Raw genomic sequence first — 21,947 nt, 5'->3', positions numbered from 1 at the left:
CTGCTCGGCGGGCGCTCGCTGTTCAGGGGTATCTATGGTGCGTAGATCGTCCGTTGTCGTCGTCGCCGTGCTGGTCGCCACCGCTGCGGCCGGCGCCTACGTCTATTGGCTACGAACGCAGAACCAGGTGCCTGCGGGGTTAGCGCGGGTGAATGGAAGGATCGAGGTCGAGCGGGTCGACATCACCAGCAAATATGCCGGCCGTCTGGCCGAAGTGATGGTCGACGAGGGGGCCAACGTCAGCAAGGGCGACGTCCTCGCCCGGCTCGATACGAGCGAGATCCGGGCGCAATTGACGGCGGCGAGAGCTGCTGTCCATCGCAGCCATCAGAGCGTGGCCAGCGCTGAAGCCAGCGTCGCGCTACGCGAGGCGGAACTCAATCTCGCGCAAATCGAGCTCCAGCGTGTCGTGGATCTCATGCGGACGAATACCTCCACGCAGGCCGAGCTCGATCGGCGGACGGCACAGCGCGACATCGCACGAGCCTCGCTGCTGACCGCGAAAGCCGCAGTCGAGGACGCCAAGGCCTCGGTGGAGGTCGCCGAGGCGCAGGTCAGCCAGATCGAAGCCGCCATCGCCGACATGACGTTGAGGGCGCCGGTGTCCGGCCGCGTCGAGTACCGGCTGGCGCGAACCGGAGAGGTTGTCGGCGCCGGAGGGCGGGTCCTCACCGTCTTCGATCTTTCGGATGCGCACATGACCATCTATCTGCCGACGGCCTCCGCTGGTCGTGTGGCCGTCGGTTCGCAAGCCCGCCTCGTGCTGGATGGCCCGGGCGGTTTTGTCCTGCCGGCGACCGTGTCCTTCGTCTCCGCCGACGCGCAGTTCACGCCGAAATTCGTCGAGACCGCGAACGAACGCGAGAAGCTGATGTATCGCGTCAAGCTGCACCTCGATCCGGCCCTTGTGGCCTCCGAGCGGGGCTATGTGAAGGCGGGCATGACCGGCAACGCCTATGTCCCGGTGACGGGCAACGCGAACTGGCCGGCCGAGCTTGCGCCGAGGCTGCCCGATGGAGGCTGAGTCAGCAGCAGCCGTCAGCCTCTCGGCGATCCATCAGGCCTATGGGAAGGTGATCGCGCTTCGCGATCTCGGGCTCTTGATATCAACGGGCTGCAAGCTTGCGATTGTCGGTCCAGATGGCGTTGGGAAGTCGACTTTGCTGGGTCTGATCGCGGGGGTGCGGCGCATCCAGCGCGGTTCGGTTCGCGTGCTCGGCGGTGACATGGCCTCGGCGTCCCACCGCAGCGCGGCCGCGCCGCGGATCGCCTATATGCCGCAAGGGCTCGGACGCAATCTTTATCCGACGCTTTCGGTCATGGAGAATATCGACTTTTTCGCCCGACTCTACAGCCAGCCGGACGGCCGCAGACGTCGACGGATCGATCAGCTCATGCGGGTCACCGGGCTTTTTACCTTTGCCGACAGGCCGGCGGGAAAGCTGTCAGGCGGGATGAAACAGAAGCTCGGCCTGTGCTGCGCGCTGGTGCATGATCCCGATCTTCTCATCCTCGATGAGCCGACGACGGGCATCGATCCGCTGTCGCGCCGCCAGTTCTGGACGCTGATCGCGCGTATCCAGGCCGAGCGGCCGGCCATGACGGTGATCGTGGCGACCGCCTATATGGAGGAGGCCGGCGAGTTCGATCGCATCATCGCCATGGATGATGGAGCGATCATCGCCGACGGCAGCAAGGCGGAGCTTCTCGCCCGGACCGGCGCCGCCACGCTCGAGCAAGCCTATATCGAGCTGCAGCGCCCAGAGCGGCGCGGCGCGCGCCCAGTGTCGTCCGTGCCACGTCTTGTGCCGGATGGCGGGCCCCCGGCCATCGTGGCCGAAGGCCTGACGATGCGCTTCGGCGATTTCACCGCGGTCGACCATGTGAGCTTCCGCATCGAGCGAGGCGAGATCTTCGGCTTCCTCGGCTCCAATGGCTGCGGCAAGACGACCACGATGAAGATGCTGACCGGGCTGCTGCCGGCGACGGAAGGACGCGCCGAGCTTCTGGGAAAGCCCGTGGACGCCCGTGATATCTCGACTAGGACGCGGATCGGCTACGTCTCGCAAACCTTCTCGCTCTACGAAGAATTGTCCGTGCGCGGCAATCTCGAATTGCACGGGCGGCTCTGTGGCATTGGCGGCAAGACGCTCGTCGAGCGTGTCGAACAAGGCTTGTCGCGCTTCGAACTCGCTGATGTCGCCGAGACGCTGCCAGACGCATTGCCGTTGGGCATGCGCCAGCGGCTTCAGCTGGCGGCGGCATGTCTGCACCGGCCGGACGTCCTGATCCTGGACGAGCCGACGTCAGGTGTCGACCCGGCGGCGCGCGACCGCTTCTGGAGCCTTTTGGTGGAGATGTCGCGCAAAGACGGGGTGACGATTTTCATCTCGACGCACTTCATGAACGAGGCCGAGCGCTGCGACCGCGTCTCTCTCATGCATGCCGGTCGGGTGCTGGCCGTCGGCGCGCCACACGAGCTTCAAACCGCGCGCGGGGCTGCGAGCCTCGACGACGCCTTCGTCGCCTACCTGGAGGATGCCGCCGCGACCGGATCCGACGCGGAGACGCCCAGTGAGGGTGCCTGGTCAACCGAGCCCGCTGCGCCAGCCTCCAAGGACGACGCCATTGCGCCGCCACGGCCGCTCCTGGCGTCGGCGAAGCGGATCTGGACGTTCGCACGGCGCGAGGCGCTGGAGCTCAGCCGGGACCGCATTCGGCTGGCTTTCGCGCTCGTCGGCCCCCTCCTACTCATGGCGGCGTTCGGCTACGGGATTTCCTTCGATATCGAAGGCCTGCGTTACGCCGTACTCGACCGCGACCAGTCGCTGGAAAGCCGTGCGTTTCTCGATCAGTTCTCGAACTCCCGGTATTTTGTCGAGCAGGAACGCCTTGGCGAGGAGATCGACATCGATCGGCGCTTGCGCGCCGGTGAGCTGAAGTTCGCCATCGACATCCCGCCTGGCTTCGGGCGCGACCTGTTGCAAGGGCATCGTCCCGAAATCGGCTTCTGGCTCGACGGCGGCAACACCTTCCCCGCCGAGACCGCTCGCGCCTATATCCTGGGGACGCTTCAGACCTATGCCGGCGAGCTCGCGCGCGCCTCGCGCGCGGCAGACGGGCCGCCGGCGGAGACGCTGCGGGTCGAACCGCGCTTTCGCTACAATCAGGATTTCCGCAGCGTCTTTGCGATCACGCCCGGATCGATCATGCTCCTGCTGATCATCTTCCCGGCCATGCTGACGGCCCTCGGCGTCGTCCGGGAGAAGGAGATGGGCTCGATCGCGAACGTCTATGCGTCGCCGGCGACGGTGGGTGAATATCTGCTGGGCAAGCAGCTCCCCTATGTCGCGATCGGGATCTTGAGTTATCTGAGCTTGCTGGCCTTTGCCGGCGGTGTACTCGGCGTCGTGCCGAAGGGCTCGCTGCTGGCGCTCTCTCTGGCGGCCGTCCTCTATGTCTTCGCCGCTACGGCTTTCGGCCTCCTGGTTTCGGCCTTCGTCTCGACCCAGGTGGCAGCGATCTTCGGCACCGCGATCCTGACCGCGATGACCGCGGCCCATTATTCCGGATTCCTGATCCCGGCCTCCTCGCTGGAGGGCCCGGGGCGCATCATGGGCCTGTCTTTCCCCCCGCTCTGGTTCCAGACGATCAGCCTGGGGGTCTTCGCCAAGGGACTCGACACACCCGCCTTCACCCGCGAGCTCATTGTGCTGGCCGGTTTCGGGCTGGGATTCCTGCTGCTCGCGCGGCTGCTGATCCGCAAACAGGGGGCGTAGCGATGCGCCGCTGGATCGAAAATGCCTTCCGTCTCGGCGTCAAGGAATTCGCCAGTCTGTCGCGTGACGTCGTGATGGTGGTGCTCATCGCCTACGTCTTCACCTTCGCCGTTTATTCAGAGGCGACAGCGATGCGAACGGACGTCAATGACGCAAAGGTGGCCGTCATCGACGGCGATCGCTCGACTCTTTCGGGCCGGATCAAGGACGCGCTGCGGGCACCCTATTTTCGGCCTCCGGTCGAAATCGACCGCTCGAGCCTCGACGGCTTGATGGACAAGGGCGCCTTCACCTTCATCATCGATATCCCGCACGGGCTGGAAGCTGATTTCCTGGCCGGTCGTAGCCCCGCGATCCAGGTCAATGTCGACGCAACCAGCATCTCTCAGGCCGGTGTCGGCACGGCCTATATCCAGCAGATTGTCGCGCAGGAAACGACCAGCTTCCTCAAGCAAGCTCCCGCCGAGACCCTCGCTCCGGTCAATGCCGTGATCCGCGCGATGTTCAATCCGAATCTCGAAGCGATCAGCTTCACCGCGAGCATGGGCGTCATCAACAACGTCACCATTCTCGCCATCATTCTGGTTGGCGCCGCGGTGATGCGCGAGCGCGAGCACGGCACGATCGAACATCTCCTCGTCATGCCGGTGAGCGCCAGCGAGATCATCGCCGGGAAGGTCTGGGCGAATGGCCTGGTCATTCTTCTCGCGGCCGCCTTCTCTCTTCATGTCGTCGTCGAGGTCGTCCTGCGCACACCGATCGTCGGTTCGATCGAACTGTTTCTCGCTGGAACGGCGATCTACCTCTTCGCCGTGACATCGCTCGGCATTCTGCTCGCCACGGTCGCGAACTCCATGCCGCAATTTGCGCTGCTCTCGATTCCGGTCTTTGTCCTAATGTTTCTGTTGTCGGGCTCGTTCACGCCGTTCGAGAGCATGCCGCGGGCCCTCCAGGCGATCATGGACCTCTCACCGTCGACCCATTTCGTGCGCTTCGCCCAAGCGGTCCTCTACCGCGGCGCGGGCATCGCCGTTGTTTGGCGGGATCTTCTGATCATGGCTGGGCTTGGCGCGGCCTTCGTTACGCTTGCGCTTTATCGCTTCAAGGCGATGTTGTCGCGTCAGTCGTAGGAGTTGCGTTCAAGGGTGCGACGAGGCTTGCGCGGTTGCGCACATTCGTCTCCAGCAGCTATTTGCTCGCGGGCGTGTCCGGCATCAGGAGCTGGGGCAGGCGCATGCTGGCGAGCAGCGTTCCCAGGACGAGCAGAGCGGCGAGGACGAAGCTGGCATCGGGCAAGACTGGCAAATCGAACAACGCGCCGCCCGCGACCGATCCAAGCGCCTGACCGAGGCTGGCTGCGGCTGTCATGCGGCCGAGCTGCGCGCCCTCGCTGGTCGCGATGCCGAGGGACGCCCAGTATGTGGCAACTGGCGAGAGCATGCCGGCGCTTGCCGCCACCAGCGCAACGGCGATCGACATCAAGACCGAGCCGCTCACAAGCGAGACGACGACGAGCCCGACGGACAGGGTCGCGAGCCCGGGCGCAATGAACCAGCGCGTGAGTTCTGGTTTGATGAGAGGCGAGAACACCAAGGCCTGGACGATGGCCATCACGAGGCTGCATTCGGCGAACATGATGCCGATATGTGCGGCATCGAGTCCGAGAACCTTGCCGCGCAATGCCAGCCCGACCTCGAAAACGCCGATCGCGAGAGCGGCCACGAGCGCGATCGCGAGAAGCCGCACCATGGCGCGACGCTCGATCTGTGCGGCGTCGGGTGGCGCATCAACGCGGTTGCGTTCTATCCCTGCAGGAAGGAGAAGAACCACGAGGATTGCTGCGATGACCGCCAGGCCTGTCGCTGTGAGCAAAGGCATCGCCAGCGATCGGTCAGGCGAGAGCGCCCAGAGCTTGCCGGCGACGCGCACCGCAAGCCCGCCGAGCAGCGGACCGATGAAGAACCCGGCAGTGCCGGCGATATTGATCAGCGCGAAGCGGTGGGCGCGCCATTCTTTTGACGGCGCATGATCACCGATGAGAGCATAGGCGACCGGGGTGATGGCGGCGGCAAAAAGTCCGGCAAGAAACCGGCCAAGATAGAGAAGCGGAAGGCTTTCGGTAACGGCAAAAAATCCCGTCGTCGCTGCAAAGCCGACCAGGCCCAGCAGGATGATCGGCTTGCGTCCGCAGCGATCCGAGATTCGTCCCCAGACTGGAGCGCCGACAAAGATGGCGATGATGTAGGCCCCTGTCAGCAGCCCCGTATGCCACGACAAGGCCTGAGGCGCGGTCTTCCCGGCGACCTGTTCGATCAGGAACGGCAGGATCGGCAAGGCGACACCATAGCCGACCGTGATCGCGAACATCGCGACGAGCACCGCCGACAGCGCGGTCCAGGTTAGCCGCGCCGGCTCAGCCACGGCCATGCCGATTTGGCCTGGCACTAGACTGGCGGGCTGATCGGACAGGAACGGGCGACATTCGGAGATCTTCACAAATAAACGACTGGCCGAATGCCTTCGGAACGCGAAGCCACCTTGTTGTCGTCTCTCGCACGGCCGTGGGAATATTGCGGATGAAAGACATGCTCCGCGCCGGGGAAAGCGGCAAAGCCGTGCCGACTGCGGATGAGGAGAATATGGTCCGCCAAACGCGACGCGACGTCAGCGCCGATCGCGACCCGGGCAGCGAACGTTGATGGGCTCGCATCGTCATCATCGTCCATTCTCACCTGCCGAAAGCTGCGTATTACTCGCCAGAGCTAGGTGGTGATCCCGTCTGAATCTTTAATTCGCATCAAGTTTTGCGAGGATGTCGCAACTGAAAGTACCGGGATCAAGCGAAGGCTTGCGCCCACCGCAGGGCGGCGGTCGGCCTCCCGTCAGATTCCCAGGGCGATGGCGTCGGCGACACTTAATAACTGTAGAGCCGACGGAACAGCTGCTCCTCGGCGCTGTCCCGAGCTTCGCGGGCGATTTCGATCGCTGCTTCCATCTGCTCGCTGAACGCACGCTCAGCGGCGCGCGCCGGGTGGTCGGGTGAAACCGACATGCGCGCCGTGCGGACGGCGTTCGCGAGCCGCGCTATGACATGCATCCAGGGCGAAAACTTTTCGGACAGCAGATAGCGGCTGGTTCGCATCGGATGCAGCCATCGGAGCGCCTCGGCCGACCATGGCGTAGCCATGGCTTGCACCCACGGGCTGACGAAATTGCCATAAAGAGTTTCGTTCGCCTGTGACAATTGCCGGACGCGTTCGAAGGCTTTGCGCGGGTTGTTGAAGGCCAGGTCCTCAACACGCCGTTCTTCGAAGGCGACGCTGTATTGGGGTTTGCGGCAGTCGGGATCATTGGTCGGGTTGGAGATCTTCATCTCGTAGAGACCGGGTGCGAGACTGGCGACCTCATCAAGGCTATCGAGGATGGCGCGGTGCTCAAGGCGCGCGACCGACGCGGAGACGAAGATGCCGAGATGGCCGATGCGAGGATCCGTCAGGTAGACGATCCGCTGGCCTGCCTCCTTCAACGCATTCGTGGTCTTGTAGACGGCTTTTAGCCAAGCCAGGGCCTGATGTGGCGGCGTGATGTTGTCCCCATACGAGGCAAAGACGACCAGCGGGCTCTTCAGGCTGCGCAGATCAATCGTCACCTCGTCACCGAGGTCGAGCGTGCCCTGCTCGAGTTCGTTGCCAATGAAGAGATGGTCGACGATCTCGACCATCTCTTCCCGGCTGAAGCTATACCAGGCATTCCACCAGCGCTCGAATTCCAGGAACCGCTCCTCCTCGCGATCGACATCGAGGTACAGATTTGCGTATTTGTCCCAGATCGCCGCCTCGGGCTTCAAGGTCTCGAAGTTCTGGATGAGCCAGGCGCCGTCAAAGCGGCCATCGCCGAGATCGCCAACGAAATGCGTGAGCCAGCTTCCACCGAGCAGGCCGCCGGCAAGCCGCATCGGATTCGCACCCGATTCTCCCGCCCAATAGGAGAGGGGAGAGCCGTTGAGGACGATCGGGCCGACGGGCGCCCGGCAATGGATCGCGACCAGCATGGCGGCCCAGCCGGCCTGGCAATTGCCGTAGAGGACTGGCGTCTTACCGGGGTGTCTTGCGACAACCTCGTCGACGAAGCGATGCAGCGCGTGCAGGACATCGACAAGCCTTTGGTGGGGGCTCGGCGCCGGAAAGAAGCTCACAAAGTAGACCGGAAAGCCTTCATGCAACGCGATGCCAATTTCCGAGTCCCGCTTGAAGCCGCCGATGCCGGGCCCGTGCCCGGCGCGGGGGTCCATGACGATGACGGGAGGTTTGGCTTCGTCGACGCACACGTCCGCATGCTCTGTTCCGGCGGTCGTGATGCGAAGCAGCGCATAATTCGCGGGGCGCTCGAACCGCCTCGCATCGAACAGCATTTCGTACTGAAAGGTGAGCACCGGTGGCATGCCAGCCTCCTCGTGCTCCAGCATGACGTTCGCCCGCTTCCTCAGCACATCCCAAAACAGCACCGATCGCTGCCATGCATCGATCGTATAGGCCCATAGCCCCGTAGGGTCGAACAGCATCCCTGCCGCGTGCCTGGCCGAGGCCGGATCACGCATGTCAGATCGCGCAGAAGCCAGCGCCGGAAGCGCCAGCGGTGCCGGGGGCATTGAACCACTTTCGTCGCGTTGCGCAGGGCTGGTGACCGGCATCGGATGCTCCTTTGAAGCATGACGGGCTGAACTTGCACCGGATCCAGCGCCGCGCCGGCGTTCCCGTCCTTGACGGACGTTAAAGACGATCCGCCTGGGCGCGAAGCGCCGGCCACATCAGCCGCCAAGTTCTCTGCTCTACGATCGCCCAACCGCCGAAGGACAGCACCGGCCCGCCCTTCCGGTCGCCGCGGTCGCAGCGACCGTGAGCGCTCGTCAGCCGTGTCTGCGGTAAAAGCGCAGGAACTGGGCATTGATGGCGACGATGATCGTGCTCGCGGACATGAAAACTGCAGCGATGGCCGGCGTCATCAGGAAGCCTGTTCCGAAGGTGATGCCGGCGGCCATCGGGATGGCGACCGTGTTATAGCCGGTCGCCCAGATTAGGTTTTGCACCATCTTGCGATAGGTGGCGCGCGACAGGCCGAGGATCGCGGCGACGTCGCGCGGATCGCTCTTGACGAGGACGACGTCCGCCGACTCCACGGCCACGTCGGTGCCTGCCCCAATGGCGACGCCGAGGTCCGCCTGGACGAGCGCCGGCGCATCATTGACGCCGTCTCCGACCATCGCCACGGAGAGGCCGCGGGCCTGGAGTTCCTTGATCTTGTCGGATTTCTGGTCGGGCAGCACTTCCGCGAAATATTCCGCGATCCCGAGCTCCTTCGACACGCTTTCAGCGACGCCCTTCGCGTCGCCTGTCAGCATGATGGCTTTGATGCCGAGCCGCGTCAGTTCGTCGATCGCTTCCTTGGATTCGGGGCGGATGATGTCGGCGAGCGCGAAGAGCGCACGCGGTTCACCGTCGCGCAGCAGCGCCACCACTGTCTTGCCCTGCGTCTCGAGCTGCTTCAGCTTCTCGTGGGTGATGGGCTTGCCCTGCCGGGCGAGATGTCCGGGACTAACGATGCGAATGTCCTGCCCGTCGACCTTCGCGACGATGCCTTCGCCCGTGATGTTGCTCACCTCACTGGCTTTCGGAATGGCGACGTTTCTGCGCTTCGCCTCGGCGACGATCCCGTGCGCGATCGGATGTTCAGACTGGTTCTCGGCCGCGGCGGCAAAGGCGAGTTCGGCATTCTCGTCACCCCCTGCGAGCAGCACGACGTCGCTGACACCGAAGCGGCCTTCCGTGAGTGTGCCGGTCTTGTCCAACACGACCGCATCGAGATTGCGTGCCCGCTCGAACGCTGCGCGGTCGCGGATCAGAAGGCCATTGCTGGCGCTCAGCGATGTGCTGACGGCGACCACCAGCGGAACGGCGAGGCCGAGGGCATGCGGGCAAGCCACGACCATGACGGTGACCATGCGCTCAAGCGCGAATTCAAGGGGCGCGCCGAGCCAGATCCACCAAACGAACAGCGTGCCGAAGCCGACGACAAGGGCGATATAGGTCAGCCAAGCAGCCGCCCTGTTGGCGATGTCCTGGGTGCGCGAGCGCGTTGCCTGCGCCTTTTTCACGAGATCAATGACCTGAGCGAGATAGGTCGAATCGCCCGTCTTGGTCACTTTTATGGTGACCGCGTTCGCGCCGTTGATCGCGCCACCGATCGCCGTCGCGCCGACGGTCTTGGTGACGGGACGCGATTCGCCCGTCAGCATCGCCTCATTGAAGCCTGACGATCCCTCGACGATCTCGCCGTCGACCGGCACCTTAGCGCCCGGGCGGACGATGACGTGGTCGCCCGGCTTGAGATCGGAAATCGCTACCTCATGCGTCGTGCCGTCAGCGTCGATTCGGGTCGCACTGTCGGGCAAGAGACGAACCAGCTCTTCCAGTGCGCGCGAAGCGCCCATCACCGAGCGCATCTCCACCCAGTGACCGAGCAGCATGATGGCTATGAGGGTGACGAGCTCCCAGTAGAATGCCTCCCCTGGGAAACCGAAGGTGACTGCTGCGGAGAAGAAATAGGCCGCCGAGATCGCCAGTGCGATGAGCGTCATCATTCCCGGCTGGCCCTTGCGCAGCTCGGAGAAGAAGCCGGTCAGGAACGGCCAGCCGCCGTAGAGATAGGCGATGGTCGACAACACGAAGAGGACCAATCCGTCGCCTTGGAAGGACAGAAGATCGGTGAGGCCGAGCCAGTCCCGGATCATCGGCGAGAGCACTAGTACCGGAGGTGTCAGGACCAAGGTGACCCAGAATCGGCGCCGGAAGTCGGCGACCATGGCTCCGTGGTCGTGACCGGCGTGATCCGAATGGCTGGACCCGGCTGCCGCAACGATCTTGGCGCCACCCTGATCGGCATCAGGCCCGGATTTGGCGCCCGCGTGCTGTTGATGATCGTGGTGGTCGTGATGGGAATGCGGTGAGCTCATGCGTCCTCGTCCGTCAGGTGGTCCGGCCAGAGCTTCGCCATGGCGGGCAATCGGTGTCTCTGCCGCACTGATCATAACCGGGAAGCGACAACGTCCTGATCACGAACCTCGCTGCCGCGCGCCCTGAAATCTTTAATCCAGATCAAGTTCAGTCTGCGCGTCGCCTCAGCTGGACGGGAGGAGCCTCCGTCACGGGCTTCGGAGAAGGGATCACGAATGGGCCTCATCTGATATGACGGTCGTTCCGGCGTTGCCCTCGAGGATCGCCCGGGCGTCTTGCAGTCGCCCGATGCCCGCAATCCGGCCGGGCGTCGCAGCGAACTGGCAGGCTGCCTCCACCTTCGGACCCATGGAGCCGGGCGGAAACCGGTGGGCCGCAAATTCAGCGGGCCGCGCTCGTCGAACCGGACGTTGCTGGGGTGTACCCCAGTCGAGATACACGGCATCGACATCCGTCAGCATGAGAAATGCATCGGCGGCGAGGTCTGCGGCAAGCAGTCCGGCGGCGCGATCCTTGTCGATAACGGCCTCGACCCCCTGAAGGTCGCCAGCAGCGTCGCGGACAACGGGAATTCCGCCGCCGCCAGCGCAGATCGTGACGACCTTCGCGGTGACCAACATGCGGATGACCTCGATCTGGACGATCCGTTTCGGCAACGGCGAGGAAACCACGCGCCGCCACCGGCCCGGCGCCTCTTCAGCTACGGGCCAGCCATGCGCCGCGCGGGCATTTTCGGCCTCATGGGCCGTATAAATCGGACCAATCGGCTTCTCGGGACGGCTGAACGCGGGATCGTCGCGCTCCACCTCGATGTGGGTCAGCAAAGTGGCCAGTCGAGTGGCCGGAGGGAGGACGTTGGCGAGTTCCTGCTCGATCATGTAGCCGATCATGCCGATGCTTTCGGCGCTGATGACATCCAGGGGATAGGGTGGAACCTCCGTCAACGCGGCGGCCTGAAGGGCGAGCAATCCCACTTGCGGGCCACTTCCATGAGCGACGACGATATCGTGGTTTCTAGCGAGATCGGCGAGGGCCGCAGCCGCCTGTCGCACATTGGCGCGCTGAACGTCGGCGCTCATGGGCTCTCCGCGTTTCAGCAGCGCATTCCCCCCAAGTGCAACAACAATGCGCATCGTCAACTCTCCAAGCGGCCAACGGCGAACGGAAGCAAAGAAGCCGCGGTCTCGACTGGGAAAGGTATGCCTCCGGTCGGCGAAACGGCAGTTGCGAAGTACTCTCTCCCTATGCTTTCGGCCACTTTCAGCCCGTCAAATGATAAACGCGCCGCTGTCACCGATGCCCCGCTCGACATGGGTGGCTGCGACCGCACGAGCCAATACGGCAGGTCGTCTGGTTTGGGCGACAGGACTTCAAATGTCGAGGTCCGACGCTGATCGATCCTTGATCGAAGTTAAGTTCATCCATGGTGGCCTGTTCTACTGTTGGAATGGAAGTCGCGGTCTGCTCCAGCGCTTTCGGCAAATGAGCGCCGACGGTCGCGCACCCCGATCGCTCGACGGAACGGACGACGAGGACCTGCCCATGCAGCCCAAGCTGAAAGCGATGCTGGTATTCGCGTTCCTGTTCCCGCCGACGCTCGCTCTTGCGCAGCACGACGCGCACCATGACAGCGGGGTGGGGGACCAGCCCTCTCCTCCCGCAGTCGCGGCGGCACCGCAGCCATGCGGGCCGATGACGGGTATGATCAAAGACACGATGGGCGAGCACATGTCGGCATGCCTGGCGCCCTTGCCGCAAGCGTCGCAGGCTTACATGCGGGCGATGATGGGCATGCACATGCCGATGATGGAGGCGATGCAAGCGAAAGACCCGGATTTGGCTTTCGTCAAAGGAATGATACCGCATCATCAGGCCGCGATCGACATGGCGCGAGCAGTGCTTCAATTCGGATCCGACGAATCCGCGAAGACCATGGCGCAGCAGATCATCGCGAGCCAGCAATCCGAAATCGATCGGATGCGTGAGTGGTTGCGGCGACGCGGCGAGTAAGTCGGACGGATGTGCTGACGTCGAGCTCCAACATAGTTGAGCTTGAGATGTGATCGTGACCGGAGCGGATCAAATGGATGTGCGGGCGTGGCTGCAACGCGCTGGTATCCTCATCACAATGCTGTTGGCGACCGGCGCGGCGATCGCGGACGATGGCTATCGGCAGGCGGATGGCCTGGCCGTCTACCTTGGCCTTATGCCGGCGGCGGTCGTTCGAGGCCATCCAACCACTCACTCGGAGAGTACGATGCACGGCGGCGCCGGAACGGCGCGCCATCAGCAACACATCGTTGTTGCCGTGTTCAATGCGCAAACTGGCGCCCGCGTCGAGAATGCGCGCGTGTCCGCGACGATCGGCGGCCTCGGTCATGTTGGCCAGCAAACCGTTCAGCTCGATCCGATGACGATCGAGAACACTGTCACATACGGGGGATTTGTCATTCTCCCTGGAAACGATCGCTACGACATCACCGTCGTCATCATCGTTCCGGGAGTTTCGCGCGCCGTTTCGGAGACTTTCTCCAGCGATCACGTTCAGTAGGAACATAGGCGCGAGGCCTTGGGCACCGGCCGCCATCATGCGAATTCGATCAACTCGAGGTCATGACGCACGACTGCCGTAACAAAGAGCCGTCTGTTTACGAAAGAGAGGGGTGGGGCCGTGGCGGATGCACGCGTCGGCACAATACCACCAAGTCGGCCGGTGCCGCTACGACACGTCCTGTTCGGTGCGCGAAGGCCAGGCCGGCACGATCGAATCTCCTACTGGAGGCCGGCGGATGGCATGGCAACGACCGCGAACGGAAGAGCTGATCGACAGGCTCGTCGCCGACCTGCGGCCTCGACAGATCGAAAATCGTATCCAGGCCCGCCGGCACTGGGCGGCTGCCATTCTCGCGATCGCACTGCCGCTGCTGGCGCTCGCGCAGCCTCTTCGTCCCGATCTCGCCTCGCGTCTGGCGGATCAGATGTTCGTCGCTTCGATCATGACCTCTGCGATGATTTTCGCCACAGGTCTCCTGACGGTCCTCATGCTGCGCGTCCCAGGCCGATCGTGGCTCTGGCTTCTCCTGCCGCTGATCGCCTTCGGGCTCTGGATCGTTTCGGAGTCAGCCACCATCGCCCTCGACCTCTCCCAGGAGGGTCGGCGTGCCTTGGCCTTTGAGAGCAGCCCGCAATGTCCATTGATCATCGGGGCTGTCGGCGTCCCCGTTTTTTTCGGCCTCCTCGGCCTCAGTCAGGTCGGCCTCATTGTGTGGAGAGGACCAGTCATTGCTATCGCCGCTCTGTCCGCCTTCTCTTTACCGGCAACCATGCTGCATCTGCTTCACGGCCTCGATACGGGCGCGATGGTCTTGCTATGGCATCTCGGCGCGATCAGCGTTTTCTCGATCGCGGCGGCATTCCTCCTTCATCGACGCTTCCCGCGCATTCTGTGCGACTGGCTCGGATTATGAGCCTCGGCTCGGGTCGCAATCACCCTCGGCTTCGCGAGAGGGCGAATGCTCGGCCCGGGCGCAGCCGGTCAACTGACCGTCACGAAAGTCGGCTGGCATATCCGCCCGCATTCTGGCTCTTCGGCTGTGAGGTTCTGCAAACGGCGCTCTTCGCGCTCGATATAGGCGCGCGTGAGGGGAACCGCATCCTGCCGTCTAGCGACCTGAATCTGAAAAACCATCATCCCCTGATAGCGGAAAGCAAGCTCCGAAACGGCAAGGTAGTACTCCCACAACCGCGCGAAGCGTTGATCGAAGAGTTCAACGGCCGTCGCGCGGTGTGCTAGAAATCGCTCTCGCCAGTGTCTGAGCGTCTCCGCATAGTGCAGCCGCAAGATTTCGATATCCGTGACGACGAGCCCGGACCGCTCGATCGCCGAAAGGACTTCGGAGAGCGCCGGTATGTATCCGCCGGGGAATATATACTTTGCGATCCACGGATTTGTGTAACTTGGTGGATCGGAACGGCCGATAGAGTGAAGCAGAAGCACGCCATCGTCATCCAGCAGATCGCGGCATTTGCGGAAGAACGCGTCGTAATGATTCACGCCAACATGTTCGAACATACCCACAGAGACGATGCGATCGAAGCGCTCGGTGACGTCGCGATAGTCCTGAGACCGAAAGTCGAGACGCGCCGGATCTGAAGACGCGGCAGCACGAGTTCGGGCGAATTCAAGCTGCTCCGTCGACAGCGTGATTCCGGTGACGCGGGCGTCGAAGGCTTCGGCAAGGTACAGCGCCAGGCCTCCCCAACCGCAGCCGATGTCAAGTACGCGGTCTTGGCGATCGGCGCGGAGCTTTGCTGCGATGTGGCGCTTCTTCGCCTGCTGAGCCTCGTCGAGGGACATGTCTGGATTTTCGAAGTAAGCGCAGCTGTATTGCATGTCCTCGTCGAGGAACAGTTCGTAGAGTTTTGCGCTGAGATCGTAGTGATGGGCAACGTTTCGCTTCGATCGCTTGCGGCCGTTTGTCTGCGCAAGCCGCCGGACGACGAAGCGCAGGCCGGCCAGCATCTTTGTCGCAATCGGCCTGGTGCCGGTGTGCTCCTGGGACAAAAGCAGCTCGAGCAACTGCGTGATGGTGCCCTGCTCGACGATGAGGTCGCCGTCGACGAAGGCCTCGCCAAGGCGAAGTTCAGGATCAAACAGGACCCGTCGCTGCGCAGTGGCGTTTCTGAACCGGATCGCGACCGGCGCCCCGCCACCATCACCGAACGTTCTGGCGACGCCATTGGCTGTCATTATTGTGAGAGTACCCTTCTTGATCAGGCGGCGAAGGGTTCTGAAGACAAGGGCATTCATGACCGCGCTTTCTCAGTCGATTGACGCAAAAACCCGACTAGAATGCGCGCGAGCGGGCAGGAAACTTTAACGTGGATTGAATAGACGCGCCGGCGAGATCACGAATGATGGGAGTTGAACGTGGCTTCGACAATTGCACTCATCCGCTGACATTGGCGCGTTGAGCCGAGAGGCGGGGAATGAACGCCGGGACCTCTCGCATATAGCGCGCATAGGCGTCGCCGAATTCGGCAAGGGACTCGCTTTCTTCGTGCTTGGACAGCCTCCAATACATGAATACAAGGATGGGAAACATGGCGAGCGTCAGCAGGGTCGGCCATTGCAGCAAGAACCCGAACATGACCAGGACGAAACCGACATATTGCGGGTGCCGGATCCGCGCGTAGATGCCTGTTGTTGCGAGCTTGTGCTGCCGCTGCGCCCGATAAAGCGCGTTCCAGCCGGCAGAGATCAGAATGAAGCCGCCTCCGATGAAGACAAAGCTGAGAATGTGGAACGGGCCGAAATGGGGATTGGCACGCCAGCCGAAGAATTCCTCGAGCAGGTGGCCCGCATCGTGCGAGAACCAGTCGACGCCGGGATAGCGCGATTGCAGCCAGCCTGAGAGCAGGTAGATCGTTAGGGGAAAGCCGTACATCTCGGTGAAGAGCGCGACGATGAAGGCGCTGAAGGCTCCGAAAGAGCGCCAGTCCCGAGCGGTCGCCGGCTTGAAGAAACTGAACGCGAAGAAAATAAACACGATCGAGTTCAGAACAACGAGGGACCATAGACCATAGGCTGGAATACTGTCGTGCATGGGGCGCTCCGCTGAAATCATCAATGCTGGTGCGGGGATTGGCCAGGCGGTGATGACGACGAGCTTTCATCATCGCCATGCCCACCGTGCCCGCCATGTTTTCCATGCATGAACACATGCAAGAGCGGGCAAGCAAGGATGAGAAGCCAGGGCAGCCAGCCCAGCAGATGCGCGCGATGTTCCGTGATCAGGTAGAATGCCGCGATCGCCAGAAAGCCGTACAGAGCAATGTTCGCTGCGCTGAAGCGGTTCGACGGTTTTTGCTCGTGATTCATGTGGTCGGTGTGCGGTTCCATGAGGGGCTCGCCGGGTTAGTGACCTTGCCAAGAGAGTAAGGGCATTGTCCTTCCCGAGGGATCGGAGGCCGCTGCCGCGAGAGGCTTGGCAAATCGCGCTTCTGCTCTCGTGCGAACGTTGAGCGCCCGCAGCGGCCTAGTCTTTAATCTCGGTTAAAGTGCCGGCGACGCCGCCCCGAAGGCACCGCGGCGCGGTATGGCCTAGTGTCTGTCTGAGCGTCGCGGCTTTCGCGGCCTGGGAGCCGTGTTCGCCGGCGCGTATGGCGCGTATGGAAGGCCTCTCGCGCGTCGGGAGGAGGCGTCGGGGCCGAGCAGCGCATCGTCCCCGCGAAGCAAAGAAGCGGATGGCAAGGCATTGAAGTCTCGGACCAGGCTTGCCACCGACCGTGCGCACGAACCAACTCGGATATCGATGCCAGACGCGGCAAGGCGCTCACGCTCAGCGCCACCGATAAAGCCGCAAACGAGCTTTGTGGCGCCACTGGAGAGGATGAGTTCGCAGGTGGACTCGCTGGTCCGCTCGCGATTCGGCCAAAATTCCCGAAGCGGCGAGAGCGGGTCAATTAGGAGCAAGCCATCGCATTTCGCGAAGAACGGACACAGAAGGGTTCTCTGCCGGCTGCGCGAGACGAGCAGGGCGATCCAGCGCGTTCGTTCTGCCGGTGTCGGGTCTATCGTTGCCATTTCCGATCCGCAGGACACGTCCTTGGACATTTAGAAAACATGGCCGGGGATTCCGCACTTTAATCTCGATCAAACATAGATCGAACGGCGACGAATGCCATGAACTCGCATCGGAAAGGGTGTCGGCTTGGCAGTTCTGGCTCCCGGTCGAGCTCACCTGATTGATCTGAATCAATACGCATTGGCCTAGAGTATGATCGACTCTACGGGTCGGCTTCTTTCAGCGACGCGGGAGGGATATAGTCCATTCTCGCGCAGCGGACGCGGCGCGGCCGCCAACGGAAAGCCTGAAGGTGCGAGCGTATGCTCAGGGTCCTGGCCTTGTTGATCTTCTGCACGGTGTCCTTGCTAGCGCAAGGGGCGCCGGCGCAGGCTCATGCGGGTCATGCCAGCCAGGTCAGCCAGCAGAGCCACGCGAATATTCCGGAGTTGCGGGTTTCTGGTCCCAATGAGGGCGATTGCCCGTTCCAGCATGGACGCTGCTGCAAAAGCATGTGTGCCATGTGTTATCTGCCCATGCCACCGCAGCACCAAGGGGTTGTGACCCTTCGGCTCGAATCCTCCGCAATGCAGCCTTCGCGCGAGGATCTGGCCCGGCTTGTCCTGCTCGGCAGAGACCCTCCAGTCCCGCGGCCTCGCGACCTCTAAGGGCATCCTGGCCAGTCTGTGACCCTGTTTCGCGGGGCATTGGCTGAGTTCGGCTAGGCCCGGCTGAGAGCCCTGGCGCGCGCGCCAGCGGGCATCAGGACACTCCCATCAAAGAATTTGTTCGGCTGCGTAAGCAGCTGCCGGAACGGGCTCCGCGCCCGGGAGGTGTAATGTGAGCTTGGATCGAGCGTCTTTAACAGAAAAGACAGCCCGGTCGCTCCGCCGCGACGATTGGGAAACCGTTGAGCGCGAGCGGAATGGACTGGTGTTACGTGAATTGTCGTTGGCTGAGGCGAGCCGCCGGGGCTGTGCGCGGGGCGATGAGTTGATCCGGCGCCGGGGGCGCCAGGAGTCGCAGGATGGTCCGCCGGCAAGCGCGCCGGTCGGCGGAGCGTTGCCGGGTGAGCAGCACCGTCTGCTTGCCCGTTATCACACGGGCGATCGCAAAATTGAAGCTGGCCGCGACCTGTTCAGCATCGGCTGGACGGGCAAATCGGTCTTCAACCTGCTCGACGGCTGGGTGGCCGTCTACACGCTCTTGGAAGACGGTCGGCGGCAAATCGTTCAGTTCGCGCTGCCAGGTGCGATCCTTGGGATTTTGCCGTCCAGGCGGGGACCGGCCACGGTGGGCGCGCAGGCCTTAACGGATGTGAGCGTTTGCGTCATCCCGACGTCTGTCCTGACCGCCCATACGCGCACCGAACCGGAGATCTGCCTCCGACTCGTGCGGTCGCTTGCCCGCGATTGCAGCCTCGCGTTCGACCATCTTACCAGCATCGGACGGCGTTCGGCGCGAGAGAGGGTCGCTCACCTGCTTCTGGAGCTGTTCACGCGCTACCGGGCGCAATGGCCCGGCAATCATATCGAAGAGATGACGCTACCGTTGACGCAGGAGCAGATTGGCGATGCTACCGGCCTGACATTCGTCCATGTCAACCGCGTCCTGAGCGCCATGCGCAAAGAAGGGATCGTTCAATTCCACTATCGTCGATTGCGAATACTGAACCCAGATCGACTTATTGAGGTTGCCGGTGTGGATCCCGAAACGGCGATAGGCTGGCTTGAGCGACGCCCCTGGGCCTAGTTTGGCTGAATCAAAAGCAGCCCGGTCGGCGGAGTCCCGAGGGTCCGCCGGAGAATCGAAGCCATTGTTGCGACGCTGGGGCCGGCGTCGCGGTCGCGATCCTTGGCATTCTGCTGGTGAAGCGTCCGGTCGGCGAAGGAATGGCGATCCCCGGATATGCAGGAAACGCTTGATCGAGATTAAAGATGGTCCACCTGCCAGCGGCTAGCCTTGATAGTTGGCGAAGAGGAAACGCATGAGGCGAAAGCACCAGCACGCCCCCGATCGTCATGCCCTCGAGCAGGAGCCATCGTAATGAGCACCCCCTCTGTCGACCAGACCAAGACCCCTGAGCACGCGACCCCAGATGCCTCGTCCTGCTGCGGCGGCCATGCCAACACGGAAGCCTCCGAGAAAGCGCATGGCCACGCCTCATGCGCAACCCACGACCGTACCGCTGACCATGCCATAACGGCCGTGTCCCCGGATGATCAGGGTCGCGCGCCGTCCAGCGCCGGCCGTCCCGCGAAGAAATCCAGCTGCTGCAGCGGCGGGTGATAGGGCGGGAGGAGGAGGGCATGATCGGGCCTCGCGTCGATTTGGCAGCGGAGACGGCTTCGCCAATGACCGCCGAGATGCTTTCTGTCCGCCCATCGCTGAAAACGCGCCCTATGTCGGCCGACAGCTGTCGCTTCCGCCGCCGGCTGCTTCTATGTCGGCTCGGCGAAGGTCAGTTCAGAGGAATGACGCCTCGACCTGGAAACCGTTCGGGCCGGAGCGAACGCCTGCAACGGCAGGATGCGCTATCGACTTCATGACAGGATTGCAGATGGGCAAGAAGGAAAAACGCGAAGCCGCCGGCAAGGCACTTCACGAGCTTCAGGTGGAATTGTCGCGCCTTCAAAAACACGTCATCAAATCCGGGACGAAAGTTCTCGTGCTTTTCGAAGGCCGCGACGCGTCCGGCAAAGATGGAACGATAAAGCGGGTCGTCGAACATCTCAGCCCGCGCGAGACGCGCGTGGTCGCGCTGGGCAAGCCGTCTGACCGCGATCAAAAGTCCTGGTATTTCCAGCGTTGGGTGCCGCATCTCCCGGCAGGCGGAGAGATCGTGCTGTTCAATCGCAGTTGGTACAACCGTGCCGGCGTCGAGCGGGTGATGGGATTCTGCAGCACCGCGGAATATGATGAGTTCCTCACAACGGCGCCACTCTTCGAACAGTTGCTCGCCCATTGCGGCGTCACCATCCTCAAATACTATCTGGACATCTCCCGGACCGAACAAAAGCGTCGGCTGAAGGAGCGACGAGATGATCCACTGAAGCAGTGGAAGCTCAGTCCCATCGACGACACCGCAACAAAACATTGGAACGACTATAGCGCAGCCCGGAACGAGATGCTGGCTCGCACGCACACCCCATTCGCGCCATGGACCGTCGTCCGCGCGGATGACAAATCAGAGGCCCGGCTCAATGTCATCCGAGACCTTCTGACGCGCTTCGACTTCGGCGGCAAGGATCGCGCTCGGGACCTACCGGATCCGAACGTCGTATTCCCGTACGACAAAGCGGCGCTGACGAACGGCCTAATTGCGGAGTAACTGATGCCCTATCCATCCGACGATTTTCGCTACCATCGTCGCCCAGCAAAGTATGACCCGCAGCTTGTTTCCTAAGGATGCTCCGATGATGGACCACTCTTATATGATGACCGGTTATTGGTCACCTTGGCACTGGTTTGCGTTTGTTATGTTCGCCGCCCTCGTTCTTTACCCCGTCGGGCGCATCCTCGCTCGAATTGGCTACTCGCCATTTTGGTCAATCCTCGCGTTCGTGCCGCTGGCCAACCTGGTTGGCCTCTGGTTTGTCGCGCTAGGCGAATGGCCACGGCATAGGTCGAGCTCGTGATGACGCACGCGTTTTATCGCTCAACGGCCATGGCCCGGAAGAGTGAAAACGGTTGATGGCCCTGAGCGACGTGGCCTGCGCTTGGGAGAACACTGGTTTATCGCGTAATACCGTTTGACGCGCGAGTTTCACGGGCCAGACTAGCAGCGGTCGGTGCAGCCAGACTGTCGGCGTTCAAATCGGCAACGGCCGGGGCGTCGGTTCAAGGGTCGGCCTTGGCTTTGGCATCGGCGAACGCCTTGCGAAATTGTTCGGCCTTTTCGCAATGGCAATCCAGGAACCCGTGCACTGGGCAGGTTCGGCACATCTCCTCGAGACGTTTCCGCAGCGCCTGCCGGCCGCGATGCAATCGAACGGTCACATTGTTCAACGAAGTCCCGAGACTTGCCGCCAGGCGCTCACGTGGCTCCCCGAGGATATCCGCACGCCAGATGATATCGGCGTATTCCGCTTTCAGTGTCGGCAATATGCGATAGAGGCAGTTGCAGATCGCCGCATCGAGCTCCTCATCGACGGGGTGGTTCTCGACGTCCGCCTGATCGATTACGATTTCGCGTCGACGCCGTCGTGCCGCTTCTCGTTGATAGTCGGCAATTGTCGTCGCCAGGATCCGGCCTAGCCAGCCGCGCACCATTCCCACATCGCGAAGCTGCGACGCTCGTTCCAGGGCCCGCAGCGAGAACCGTTGCAAGACCTCGTCGGCGGCGTCCCGATCGCCGAGGCGGCGCTGGAGAAATAGAAGTATCTGCTTCTGCGCCTCGACCAACGCGTTTTGCACCGCGCTATCATGAAGTTTTGCGGCTTGAACATCCTTGGCGGCGGGAGGCGGAGTCTTCTCGTTTTGCGGGCTGTCTGTCACGACCCTCCGTACTCCTTGACTTGCAGATGCGGGTGACGCTGACCACGCTGACATTAGAAACCGCCAAGTCTTTAACCCAGATCAAGGTCTGCTCT

General features: G+C 62.6%; 18 protein-coding genes (1 of these 18 only partly in view). 9 read left to right on the top strand and 9 right to left on the bottom strand.

Translation table 11 applies throughout. The features are described 5' to 3' along the window. The first annotated feature begins 37 nt into the window (after positions 1-37). Genes GV161_RS13435 through GV161_RS13425 form a run of 3 tightly spaced genes read left to right on the top strand, consistent with a single transcriptional unit; the run spans position 38 to position 4,909 of the window. On the top strand, positions 38-1,024 hold the full coding sequence (locus GV161_RS13435) for an HlyD family efflux transporter periplasmic adaptor subunit (RefSeq protein ID WP_248310620.1): 987 nt from the start codon (positions 38-40) through the stop codon (positions 1,022-1,024). Next, the gene (gene rbbA, locus GV161_RS13430; RefSeq protein WP_152014061.1) at positions 1,014-3,779 is read left to right on the top strand and encodes a ribosome-associated ATPase/putative transporter RbbA; all 2,766 of its coding nucleotides are present in this window, start codon (positions 1,014-1,016) and stop codon (positions 3,777-3,779) included. The genes GV161_RS13435 and rbbA overlap by 11 nt, the downstream gene beginning before the upstream one ends. Before the next feature lie 2 nt (positions 3,780-3,781). Then, positions 3,782-4,909: an ABC transporter permease gene (locus GV161_RS13425; protein ID WP_128778326.1), complete on the top strand. Its 1,128-nt coding sequence runs from the start codon at positions 3,782-3,784 to the stop codon at positions 4,907-4,909. A 58-nt stretch (positions 4,910-4,967) separates the two neighbouring features. Here GV161_RS13425 and GV161_RS13420 read toward each other — a convergent pair whose 3' ends face one another. The 5 genes from GV161_RS13420 to arcC form a co-directional block, all read right to left on the bottom strand. Next, positions 4,968-6,206: an MFS transporter gene (locus GV161_RS13420; RefSeq protein ID WP_244624029.1), complete on the bottom strand. Its 1,239-nt coding sequence runs from the start codon at positions 6,204-6,206 to the stop codon at positions 4,968-4,970. 65 nt (positions 6,207-6,271) lie between these two features. Further along, positions 6,272-6,505 carry a hypothetical protein gene (locus GV161_RS13415; RefSeq protein WP_128778325.1) on the bottom strand — a complete coding sequence of 78 codons (234 nt, stop codon included), beginning with the start codon at positions 6,503-6,505 and terminating at the stop codon, positions 6,272-6,274. Positions 6,506-6,693: 188 nt separating this feature from the next. Then, positions 6,694-8,469: a DUF3141 domain-containing protein gene (locus GV161_RS13410; RefSeq protein ID WP_152014062.1), complete on the bottom strand. Its 1,776-nt coding sequence runs from the start codon at positions 8,467-8,469 to the stop codon at positions 6,694-6,696. A 216-nt stretch (positions 8,470-8,685) separates the two neighbouring features. Further along, positions 8,686-10,788, bottom strand: coding sequence for a heavy metal translocating P-type ATPase (locus GV161_RS13405; RefSeq protein WP_128778323.1), 2,103 nt, complete (start codon positions 10,786-10,788; stop codon positions 8,686-8,688). A 210-nt stretch (positions 10,789-10,998) separates the two neighbouring features. After that, positions 10,999-11,922, bottom strand: a complete 924-nt coding sequence (gene arcC, locus GV161_RS13400) for a carbamate kinase (RefSeq protein ID WP_128778322.1) — start codon at positions 11,920-11,922, stop codon at positions 10,999-11,001. Between the two features lie 409 nt (positions 11,923-12,331). Between arcC and GV161_RS31150 the strand changes: the two genes are divergently transcribed. The 3 genes from GV161_RS31150 to GV161_RS13385 all read left to right on the top strand — a co-directional run bounded on the left by GV161_RS31150 (position 12,332) and on the right by GV161_RS13385 (position 14,256). Beyond that, positions 12,332-12,799, top strand: coding sequence for a DUF305 domain-containing protein (locus GV161_RS31150; protein WP_244624030.1), 468 nt, complete (start codon positions 12,332-12,334; stop codon positions 12,797-12,799). A gap of 73 nt (positions 12,800-12,872) precedes the next feature. Next, entirely contained in the window at positions 12,873-13,340 is a 468-nt protein-coding gene (locus tag GV161_RS13390; protein WP_152014064.1) for a hypothetical protein, read from the top strand. Between the two features lie 238 nt (positions 13,341-13,578). Then, positions 13,579-14,256: an NrsF family protein gene (locus tag GV161_RS13385; RefSeq protein WP_159650691.1), complete on the top strand. Its 678-nt coding sequence runs from the start codon at positions 13,579-13,581 to the stop codon at positions 14,254-14,256. 68 nt (positions 14,257-14,324) lie between these two features. Here GV161_RS13385 and GV161_RS13380 read toward each other — a convergent pair whose 3' ends face one another. The 3 genes from GV161_RS13380 to GV161_RS13370 form a co-directional block, all read right to left on the bottom strand. After that, the gene (locus tag GV161_RS13380) at positions 14,325-15,599 is read right to left on the bottom strand and encodes a cyclopropane-fatty-acyl-phospholipid synthase family protein (protein WP_152014066.1); all 1,275 of its coding nucleotides are present in this window, start codon (positions 15,597-15,599) and stop codon (positions 14,325-14,327) included. 139 nt (positions 15,600-15,738) lie between these two features. Further along, entirely contained in the window at positions 15,739-16,395 is a 657-nt protein-coding gene (locus GV161_RS13375) for an isoprenylcysteine carboxylmethyltransferase family protein (RefSeq protein ID WP_128778318.1), read from the bottom strand. A 20-nt stretch (positions 16,396-16,415) separates the two neighbouring features. After that, positions 16,416-16,670: a DUF2933 domain-containing protein gene (locus tag GV161_RS13370; RefSeq protein ID WP_128778429.1), complete on the bottom strand. Its 255-nt coding sequence runs from the start codon at positions 16,668-16,670 to the stop codon at positions 16,416-16,418. A 1,525-nt stretch (positions 16,671-18,195) separates the two neighbouring features. Here GV161_RS13370 and GV161_RS13365 point away from each other — a divergent pair. Together GV161_RS13365 and ppk2 are read left to right on the top strand one after the other, a co-directional pair. Next, the gene (locus GV161_RS13365; RefSeq protein ID WP_244624031.1) at positions 18,196-19,107 is read left to right on the top strand and encodes a Crp/Fnr family transcriptional regulator; all 912 of its coding nucleotides are present in this window, start codon (positions 18,196-18,198) and stop codon (positions 19,105-19,107) included. A gap of 808 nt (positions 19,108-19,915) precedes the next feature. After that, positions 19,916-20,686 carry a polyphosphate kinase 2 gene (gene ppk2, locus GV161_RS13360; protein ID WP_152014067.1) on the top strand — a complete coding sequence of 257 codons (771 nt, stop codon included), beginning with the start codon at positions 19,916-19,918 and terminating at the stop codon, positions 20,684-20,686. Positions 20,687-21,195: 509 nt separating this feature from the next. On the opposite strand, the gene GV161_RS13355 is transcribed toward ppk2, so the two are convergent. Beyond that, entirely contained in the window at positions 21,196-21,852 is a 657-nt protein-coding gene (locus GV161_RS13355; protein WP_244624032.1) for a sigma-70 family RNA polymerase sigma factor, read from the bottom strand. A 32-nt stretch (positions 21,853-21,884) separates the two neighbouring features. On the opposite strand from GV161_RS13355, the gene GV161_RS13350 reads away from it, so the two are divergent. After that, on the top strand, positions 21,885-21,947 hold the 5' portion of the coding sequence (locus GV161_RS13350; protein WP_244624033.1) for an acyl-homoserine-lactone synthase. It continues 825 nt past the right edge of the window; 63 of the gene's 888 nt are visible here — the first part of the coding sequence; it begins with the start codon at positions 21,885-21,887; its stop codon lies off the right edge, out of view.

Source organism: Bosea sp. 29B (genome assembly GCF_902506165.1).
In the GTDB taxonomy this organism is placed as follows: Bacteria; Pseudomonadota; Alphaproteobacteria; order Rhizobiales; family Beijerinckiaceae; genus Allobosea.
This window is presented reverse-complemented; position numbering and strand designations above follow the sequence as displayed.